A 251-nucleotide genomic window follows, 5' to 3' on the forward strand; every position below is an offset into this window, starting at 1 on the left:
GGAGCGCCTGAAGTCCGTGACCGCGAGGGTCGGCCTAGGGTGAAACCGGTGATTGGGGCTAAGTCGTAACAAGGTAGCCGTACCGGAAGGTGCGGCTGGAACACCTCCTTTCTGGAGGGACGTGCACGATTGCCATCCTCTTTGGGGGATGGGTGTGGTTGTGCTCGCCTTGGTTCTTTTGGTTTTGCTTTCTCTTGTCTGCTGCGCTGTCTATACTCCGATACAGAGGGAATCAGGGAATTGGGTTCCGC

At 57.0% G+C, this 251-nt stretch carries 1 rRNA gene; it reads left to right on the forward strand.

From position 1 onward, the window contains the following. A 16S ribosomal RNA gene (locus tag HMPREF2955_RS14010) occupies positions 1-111 on the forward strand; the annotation flags it as partial. Positions 112-251 lie beyond the last annotated feature (140 nt).

Source organism: Prevotella sp. HMSC073D09 (assembly GCF_001814145.1).
Lineage (GTDB): Bacteria > Bacteroidota > Bacteroidia > Bacteroidales > Bacteroidaceae > Prevotella > Prevotella conceptionensis.